Source organism: Streptococcus oralis (assembly GCF_023109315.1).
GTDB lineage: Bacteria > Bacillota > Bacilli > Lactobacillales > Streptococcaceae > Streptococcus > Streptococcus oralis_BS.
The window spans coordinates 76,408-84,101 of the sequence record NZ_JALDUF010000007.1; the positions used below are offsets into that span (position 1 = coordinate 76,408).

At 41.7% G+C, this 7,694-nt stretch carries 7 protein-coding genes; all 7 read right to left on the reverse strand.

The features are described from left to right. Positions 1 to 61: 61 nt before the first annotated feature. The 7 genes from M1F74_RS08700 to M1F74_RS08730 all read right to left on the reverse strand — a co-directional run bounded on the left by M1F74_RS08700 (position 62) and on the right by M1F74_RS08730 (position 7,343). Complete coding sequence (locus M1F74_RS08700) at positions 62 to 727, reverse strand: potassium channel family protein (protein WP_247946863.1); 666 nt, start codon at positions 725 to 727, stop codon at positions 62 to 64. A 13-nt stretch (positions 728 to 740) separates the two neighbouring features. Beyond that, positions 741 to 2,120 (reverse strand): TrkH family potassium uptake protein, encoded by a 1,380-nt coding sequence (locus M1F74_RS08705; protein ID WP_247946864.1) that lies wholly within the window; start codon positions 2,118 to 2,120, stop codon positions 741 to 743. Between the two features lie 33 nt (positions 2,121 to 2,153). After that, positions 2,154 to 2,918, reverse strand: a complete 765-nt coding sequence (locus M1F74_RS08710; RefSeq protein WP_247946865.1) for a nucleoside phosphorylase — start codon at positions 2,916 to 2,918, stop codon at positions 2,154 to 2,156. 272 nt (positions 2,919 to 3,190) lie between these two features. Next, positions 3,191 to 3,814: a TetR/AcrR family transcriptional regulator gene (locus tag M1F74_RS08715; protein ID WP_000361922.1), complete on the reverse strand. Its 624-nt coding sequence runs from the start codon at positions 3,812 to 3,814 to the stop codon at positions 3,191 to 3,193. 39 nt (positions 3,815 to 3,853) lie between these two features. Further along, positions 3,854 to 4,936, reverse strand: coding sequence for an ABC transporter permease (locus tag M1F74_RS08720; RefSeq protein ID WP_247918090.1), 1,083 nt, complete (start codon positions 4,934 to 4,936; stop codon positions 3,854 to 3,856). 1 nt (position 4,937) lies between these two features. Continuing rightward, entirely contained in the window at positions 4,938 to 5,654 is a 717-nt protein-coding gene (locus M1F74_RS08725) for an ABC transporter ATP-binding protein (RefSeq protein WP_247946866.1), read from the reverse strand. A 453-nt stretch (positions 5,655 to 6,107) separates the two neighbouring features. Then, positions 6,108 to 7,343: a carbohydrate-binding domain-containing protein gene (locus M1F74_RS08730; protein WP_247946867.1), complete on the reverse strand. Its 1,236-nt coding sequence runs from the start codon at positions 7,341 to 7,343 to the stop codon at positions 6,108 to 6,110. Between the last annotated feature and the right edge of the window lie 351 nt (positions 7,344 to 7,694).

Consider the following 7,694-nt stretch of genomic DNA (forward strand, 5'->3'; position numbering starts at 1 on the left):
CCCTCTTATAAAATACTTATATTGACTCAATAGTTATTGGAAAAAAGCAGCCCTTCCTCTCCTACTCACTCAGCTCTGTTAGAGTATCCAAATGTTGGTTATTAATCACCGCCATGATATAGGCGCCTGACCGTAAAAGGTCATCAGGACCGAATTGAACATCTAGAGGAGCATTTTCGTAGGCACGAAATCCAAGTACATTGAGGTTGTATCGTCCACGTAAATCTAGCTGGCTAAGGCTTTTCCCTGCCCAAGATTGGGGGATTCTCATCTCGACAATTGAAACATTCTTGTCCAACTGAAAGACATCTACGCTGTTATGGAAGAGAATTCTCTGCGCTAACGAACGTCCCATTTCAAATTCCGGTGAGATGACAGAGTCCGCACCAATTTTCTCCAGTACCTTTTTAGCCATGTGACTTTTTACCTTGGCAATGACGGTCGGCACCCCGAGACTTTTACAGTGCATGACTGCAAGAACACTGGACTCCAGATTTTCCCCCGTTGCAACGACTACGGTATCGCAGGTGTCAATTCCCGCTGATAGAAGGAGTTCTTCATCCGTGATATCCCCAACTACCCCACGCGCCAGCACGGGTTCAAATTGATTAATGCGCTCCTCGTGGTCATCAATAGCAATGATATTCATATGATGCTTGGCAAGAGCAGCCAAAACACTACTCCCAAAAATTCCCAAGCCTAAAATTCCAATCGTCCGATCTGACATCGTTCTTCCTTTCTTATCCAATGGTGATATCTGCTTTCATATAGTGAATCAAATCTTTCTTGTCTGGCTGGTATTCTGCTAAACTGACCAGTAGTGTCAAGGGACCAATACGGCCGATAAACATCAACAACATAACGATACTGAGAGCTAACTTGCCTAACTCTGGTGTTAAATTAGCCGTCACCCCAACTGTCGCAAGGGCTGAAATGGTCTCAAACATGAGGTAGATAAAGCGCGGATTTCCTTCTGCTGTTATCCCTAGCAGGATCAAGCCCAGCAAGAATGTTAGCAAGAAGATAATAAAGACACTAAAAGATTTTTGCACGGTTCGAGGTTCAATAGTTCTCCGAGCCACATTGGCATGAGGTAAGCCCAATAGTTCGCTACGAGCGAAGGCCAACAAGACAAAGAAGGTCGTAATCTTGAGTCCCCCTGCCGTCCCTCCAGGTGCCCCACCCAGAAACATCTGCAAGATGTAGATCAGCAAGGTGACCGGTCGAGCCTGGGTGTAGTCAATAGAGGCAAAACCTGCAGTTCTCATACTGACAGTCTGGAAAAAGCTAACCAGCAGTTTCTCTGGGACGCTGAGATTCCCAATCGTCCCTGGGTTATTCCACTCAATCAAAAGGGTTGATACCGTTCCAAAAAATAAAATTCCCGCTGTTAAAAAGAGAACCAGCTTAGTATGAAAGCGAAGACGGCGTTTTTTCTTTTTCCCAAACTGGGTCGCTAGGTCAAACCAGACCATAAATCCTAGACCACCCGTTATAATCAATCCTGCAATCACTAGATTGATCAAAGGGTCCGTCTGAAAGACTGCCAAACTCGTACTTCCAAAATTATCAAATCCAGCATTGCAGAAAGCTGAAATAGCCAAAAAGATAGAGGTTAAAATCCCTCGCCCCCATCCAAATTCAGGAATGAAGCGGAAACTCAGTAGAAAGGCACCGAGCCCTTCTACCAGAAAAGTCGTCAAAAAGATCGATCGGATGAAGTCCTTTAAGGACTGGGTTTCCCCATAACTAAAACTTTCTTGAATAGTCTCACGGCTACGAAGACTGAGCTTTTGTTTCCCTTGGATATAAAAGATTCCAATAAAGGTCATAAGCCCCAAACCACCGATCTGGATTAAGAGCATACAGATCAATTGACCCCAGATATTATAAGTAGAGGCCACCGGCTGGGTGAAGAGCCCTGTCACACAGACCATGGACACTGTCGTAAAGAGATGGTCAAAGTAGGTTGCTTGTGACGTTGTTGCTTGAACCAAAGGGAGGCTTAAAAGGAGCGAGCCCAAGAAGATAACTAAGGCAAAACTTAAAAAGATGCGACGAGCTGGCGATAATCGAACCAGCGTCGTCTTGATTTTTTCCAAAAAAGATTTGAATAACATAGCTACATTGTACCATAAAAACAGTAAGAGCACTCACATGTGGTGCACAATAGCAAGACAGAGTTCAAGCGCCTTATCAAAAGCTTCCGAACCCCAGTCACGACTGTCGTAGTTATCTAGATCCGTCAAGGAATCTGCGGTAAAGAGCAGTTCTCCCCAGACAACCCTACGTAACTGAGCTACTGCCGCTAGAGCAGAGCACTCCATCTCCACAACAGCACAGCCTTCTTCCTTGCGATAGGCAATCTTTTCAACCGTCTCTCGGTAAAAACCATCTGTCGTCCAGGTCATAACTTCCTCGTAAGGGATGCCTCTTTGTTCCAAGACTTGCTCAATGGCAGAGATAGCCTCAAGCTGCAGCTCCATATAACGAGAAGGCGCTACATAGTGGTAGCTGGTCCCCTCATCTCGCAGAGCGCGAACAGGGACGAGAAAGGCATTTTCCTCTATATCTGCTAGGACGCCACAGGTTCCAGTGGAAATGATTTGCTCCACACCATAGCCAATCAACCAATCCATAAACTGGGCCGCTGGGGCAGACCCCACGGGCGCCTGGGCCAGACAGATCTCTTCGCCTTTGTAGTTGAGGACGTAGACTGGATAAGTCTTGGTGGCCGAAACGAACTCACCAATACAGCCTGCACCTACTTCCTGAGCATAGCGGTCAATCTCTTCCTCCAAAAACGCATAGATGCACTTCTTTGGCAACTTTAAGTCCAATCCCTCATGTGTTGGCATGAGGACCGCCTGGGGATTGTCATCAAACTCTAAAATGGGAATCGCATGTTTCTGAATCATAGCCCACCTCCTGTAATTTTGTACTATTGTATCAAAAGCTGACGGAGTGTCAAGGAGTTGGGTTTATCAATCCAGAAATCTCCTCTTCCATACATTAAAAAAATCGTTGCACCGCTGGAGAGGTTGGTTTCTGTTTTGGCAAAGTGATTGAGGACTTATAAAAACATATCAAATCCAATAACAAAAAGACATGAATCTGAAATAAGCAGAACATGTCTTTTTTAGCTTGTTTGAAAGTTAAGTAAATAAACCTTAGTTCTTCTAGAACTCCCTTATTTCCACAAACCACCTAAAATCTGTTTTTCTAATAAGTCTAAGTCTTCCTCTTTTATTTCTCCATTATCGCTAACGATATAAAGCTGAGCGAAGTAAGCCAACAATGGACCAACACAAATACGAACCATTTGAGGAATCGTTATCTCTGGATTTACACGTGGATCTGCTAGCAATTCCTTATGAAGCACTCGAAGTTTATCTTGAATAGCATTCCAGATAAAAATCTGTTCATTTTTTAGTTTTTTATTTGAAAAACTCTCTTGTAGAATGATTTTCATCAAGGCACGATTTTTTTTGAGATAGCTCATACGATCGTGGACGAGATAACGAACCCTCTCTTCTGTCGTTTCAAAAGCTAAGAGTTCCTCAAAAAAACTACCGAAAATGCCTGGGACTACAGGATGTAAAATAGCCGTCAGTAGATCATCCTTCGTCTTAAAATACTTAAACAAAGTTGCCTGGCTTAGTCCAGCACGCTCAGCTATGTGAAGAGTTGAGGTCCCATGGTAACTCCTAGTTGATATGAGATCCACTGCTGCCTGCATGATTTTTTTCTTTCCTTGAGGGTAATTCGCTTCTTCTAAGTAATCTTCAAACGATTCAAAAACAGTCTTATCCATCTAATCTTCACACCTTTTTAGCATTATTTATGTTGATTTCTAAACTTTACGATAACGACGCAATCCAACAATATTGAGAATTGTTAAAATGATCAAGAAAATCATTAAAACACCAAGATTTGGCAAAATATCACCAAGATTGTGTCCGTAAAGAATAATCTGGCTTATTGCATCACCAGAATAGGTTAATGGCAAAAATTTCCCCACAGTTGGAGCCCATTCTCCCATGGATGACAATGGAATAATCCCTGAGAAAAAGAGTTGAGGCATAATCACGAGAGGAATAAATTGCATCATTTGGAATTCTGATTTTGCTAGAGTAGACAAGAGAATTCCAAAAGCTAGTGCTACAAGAGCCAGTACCACATTAACTATTATAACATTTAAAATATTTCCTACAACTTCTACATCTAGTAGCCAAATTGCTGCTAAGACGACAACTGCCGTTTGAAAAATCGCAATAATACCGTAAGACAACATATAGCCATAGACAATTTCAGAACGTTTCACTGGGGTTGCTAACAAGCGATCCAAGGTTCCACTTGTGCGCTCTTTCAAAAGTGCCATACCAGAAATCAAAAAGACAAAGAAGAAGACCACAAAGCCAATTAAAATTGGAATCATACGTGCAAAGAATCCAGTATTTTTATCTCCATATTGGTAAGATTCTTTGATTTCAGGCGCCTTTGCATCTAATTTCAATTGTGGAAGAGCTTGTTTGACACGAGATAATAACTGATCGGTGCCTTCATTGACGATACTTGTTCGTAACACTTGTCGTGTCATAGTTGTTTTAGAAGCATCCGTATTTGCGTAGTCGACCTGATACTCACCATCTTTATACGATATGACTGCATCTACTTTCTCGTCAGCTAGAGCTTTTTTAGCCTGATCTAAGTCTTGATAAGTCTCGACGTCCACATGATCGAGCTCATCCATTTTCGTTACCAAACCAGTTGGTAGATCTTGTGTCGCTAACTTGACATTCACGGTTGTACTAGCTGAAAACATGAGGTTCATCAGCCACATAATAAATACCGGCGCTACAAACATCATAGCCAAGGTTCGTTTGTCACGAAGCAATTCTTTGATAACTTTTTTAGCAATAGCAATGGTTCTCATCTTACTCTCCTTCTGCTTTCAAAAATACTTCTTCAATACTTGAAACTTGATAACTATCTTTTAAGTGTTGCGGTGTATCAAAAGCAATGATTTTTCCACCTAATAATAAGCCGACCTTATCCGTTAACTCTGCTTCATCCATAACATGGGTAGTAACTAATATCCCAATCCCATTGTCTCTAAGCGCGAATAATTCTTTCCAGATTTTCTTTCGAAGAGAAGGGTCGATTCCAACTGTCGGTTCGTCCAAAATCAAGAGTTGAGGATTTCCTAAAAGCGCGATAGCCAGTGACAAACGCCGTTTCATTCCTCCAGAATAACCAGATACCGCCTTGTTTAAGTAGTCTGTCAGATCTACTACTTGAGCTATATAAGCAATTTCCGCCTTCAGGTCTTTTTTAGAAAGCCCTTTTAGCTGACCAAAAAATTCTAGATTTTCTTGACCTGACAAAGCCTCATATAAGGCATCTGACTGGGCCATATAACCAATATCTCCTAAAATATGGCGACTGGGCATAGTGTGATTTAACACTAAAGCTACGCCTCCATCAGCCTTTTCCATTCCTAACGTAGTCTTAATCATAGTTGATTTACCAGCACCAGACGGACCAATTAAGCCTATAATTTCTCCTGGCTGCAATTCAAAGCTGACATGATTCAGAACTATTTGATGGTCAAAAGATTTTACTAAATCTTGTAAATGTAGTAATGTTTTCATATGCTCCCTCCTAGGTGAGTGCTTACTCACTTACTGAATATAGACCTATTATAGTGAGTGTTTACTCACTTGTCAAGAAAAAAGTTGAAATTCTTTAAAAAATAAAGCACCAGATTCGTATCTGATGTTTATAATGCACATGTCTTATTTCTAAAAATGTTTTTGAACTTCCTCTCTATACTCCGAAATGGTCTTTTCTGTCCACTTTTTAAAGGCCTATTTTTCCTCTACTTTTCTCGGCTAATCCAACCATCGTCATTGCTATCGCAACTCTAATGACCTTGGTAATGGAAGTCCATTTCACGTATTTTTACATAACCCAGACCAAGAAACACTCAGAAGTTGACTGGAAATTGATTTAAGAAAACTCATTGCTTGAAAAAGCGATAAGTTTTTTAAAATAGTACCGATAAAAAAGGATAACATTGCTCTTAGAATGCTATCCTTTTTTGTTTATCCTTGTCCACCAGGGGCTGGACCGCCACCTTGAGGGCCTCCATTTGGTCCACCACCTCCAGGCATAGAGTTGACAATTTCCGTTTGTTTTTCACCGTTGAGATAGATATCTCCACCTGTGTAGGTCGCAGTTCCATCAAAGTCAAAACCTGTTTGACCAGTCATTTTAATGGTTCCACCTGTGACTGTGATATTGCCGTTCGAGTCGATTGGATCTGTACCTCCTTGACCGACTTCTACTGTCAGGTTCCCACCGTTCATGGTGAAGAAGATTTCACTCTGTTGGGCGTTTTTATTAGCTGCGTTGACTCCATCATCTGTCGAATAGATGCTAATGTCCCCACCGTTGATAGTGATTGACTTACCTTCAAGTCCTTCTGCCGAATTCTTGACGGTGTAGGTACCACTATCGATAACCAGGTCTCCAGAAGCGTGGATGCCATCATCTCCTGCTGTGACGGTGATGTTGTTGTTGGATAGGTACATGGTTCCGACTGAAGTATCCTCGTCATTGTCCACCTTTACGCCATCTTCCTTGGCATCGATGGTCATGGTCGTACCAGTAATGTTGAGTTCATCATTGACATTAAAGGCATCGCCAACTGCTGTGATGTTATAGGTTCCACCCGTGATGTGGAGAGTGTCGTTGGCCTTGATACCGTTGTTCTTCTTGCCATCTACATTGAGAGTTCCTTTCCCGTTGATGGTCAAATCCACCTTAGAAAAGAGAGCTGCGTCTACTTTTTCATCGCTGTTAGAGCTTGAGTCAGAGAGACTATTGGTGGTTCCCTCTGCTAGAGTTAAGTAGACGTGGCCGGCTGATGTCGCAGATATCGTTGCATTGGTATTGGTCATGGTCGCACCTTTTAGGACTAGGTGAACATCTGCCGATTTATCTGCCTCGACCTTGATCTGCACTCCGTCAGACTGACCTGAAATCACATAGGTTCTAGATTTTGTGATGGTCACTGTTGATTCAGAGACTGTCACCCCATCTCCAGAGACGTTTGCTGATGAGCCAGATAGCTCAATTTTAGAAGCTGTGCTTTCGTCATAAGAAGTATCATTGTCCTTCTCTGTAAAATAGGATGATTGGTTTGTCTTTGTTGCAGTTGTTGTGGCACTATTTTTCGTTTCATTTGTAGCGGATGTTGTTGTTGACTGGGCACATGCTGCCATCAGCACCATTGCCGTTAAACTCGTTGCGAGTAGGGTCCATTTTTTTGATTTCATACCTTTTTCCTCTCCTTCGTATGATATAGCTAGACAGTCTACAGAAGATTCCTGAAACGAAACTAAAACTTTTCTGAAAGTTTCCTTAAATTTAGTTTCAATTACGTTTCGCCTAGTAATTTTTTAGAAAGGACTGCTAAAAACAATTTTTGAACTCTAGACTACCTTTAATAGATTTTTAAAACCAACATCCCTCAGTGCGATGTCTCCTTGACCAAGAAAGCCAAAAAGAAGAAAAATTTATAAGACTAAAGCTTATAAAAAGAACAGCCCTATGTACTGACCCCAAAAAGTTAGACAAATAATTATTGAAAGGATTTAGTTCTGTACTGCACAGGACTAAGTCCTTTT